This is a genomic window from Pseudomonas sp. PNPG3, assembly GCF_023093815.1.
GTDB classification, from domain to species: Bacteria; Pseudomonadota; Gammaproteobacteria; order Pseudomonadales; family Pseudomonadaceae; genus Aquipseudomonas; species Aquipseudomonas asiatica.
On sequence record NZ_JALLKV010000130.1, the window covers coordinates 1 to 1,193 of the forward strand.

Sequence of the window (1,193 nt, forward strand, 5' to 3'; positions counted from 1 at the left end):
GGATGGTCTGAAGTAGCCCCTGTTTTCCGGCTACTTCGCCATCGACACTTTCAAAAAACGGTAGCCGCTCAAATCCCGGTCAAACCTGCCGTCTATTTCAGCCTTTTTTGCCGCTGCAAGCACCTCGCAGCAGTCACTTCACTCTTCACGGACGCACCTCTCCTGCATTGGAGAGCAAATGTCGACGCGCCATCCAAATGTTCGACAGGGCGAACAGCGTCACCATCTGAGCAGTGTTTTTCACCAAGCCTCGGAAGCGCACTTTCGTATAACCAAACTGGCGCTTGATCACCCGAAATGGATGCTCAACCTTGGAGCGAACCTGGGCCTTGGCTCTTTCGATCTTACGTATCGCTTTGTATAACGCGCTGCGGTTACCGTGCTTTTTGTAAGTGCTGCGCCGGGCTGCAATCTGCCAGATGACTTGGCGCCCCTCATGCTCTTCACGCTTCTCTACACCGGTATAGCCCGCATCAGCGCAGACCACGTTCTCACCACCGTGCAGCAGTTTGTCGACTTGGGTTACGTCCGCGACGTTGGCCGCAGTGACCACCACGCTGTGCACAAGCCCGGACTCATCGTCGACACCAATGTGAGCTTTGGCACCGAAGTAATACTGGTTGCCCTTCTTGGTCTGATGCATTTCCGGGTCGCGTTTGCCGTCCTTGTTCTTGGTCGAACTGGGCGCATGAATCAGAGTGGCATCGACGATGGTGCCTTGTCGCAGTGACAAGCCACGGTCGCCCAAATAGCCATTGATCACGCCGAGAATACCGGTGGCCAACTCATGCTTTTCCAGCAGGCGACGGAAGTTGAGGATGGTGGTTTCATCCGGGATTCGCTCCAGGCTCAGACCGGAAAACTGGCGCAGGATCGTCGTCTCGTACAGCGCCTCTTCCATCGCCGGATCGCTGTAACCGAACCAGTTCTGCATTAGATGAATCCGCAGCATCGCCATCAGCGGATAGGCTGGACGGCCCCCTTCGCCCTTTGGGTAATGAGGTTTGATCAGAGCAATCAAACCCTCCCAGGGTACGACCCGATCCATCTCTATCAGGAACAGCTCCTTGCGGGTCTGCTTGCGCTTACCGGCGTACTCGGCATCGGCGAAGGTCATTTGTTTCATCATCGAAAAGCTCGGCGATTGGTGTCCGGGGATTTTGCCAAATCAGGAAGTCTTTTTCAGGATTTCC

Annotated in this window: 1 protein-coding gene; it reads right to left on the bottom strand. The window is 55.2% G+C overall.

Annotated elements, in window-relative coordinates; translation table 11 throughout:
• Positions 1–145: 145 nt before the first annotated feature.
• The gene (locus tag MJ643_RS30380; protein ID WP_024086516.1) at positions 146–1,126 is read right to left on the bottom strand and encodes an IS5-like element ISPa26 family transposase; all 981 of its coding nucleotides are present in this window, start codon (positions 1,124–1,126) and stop codon (positions 146–148) included.
• Between the last annotated feature and the right edge of the window lie 67 nt (positions 1,127–1,193).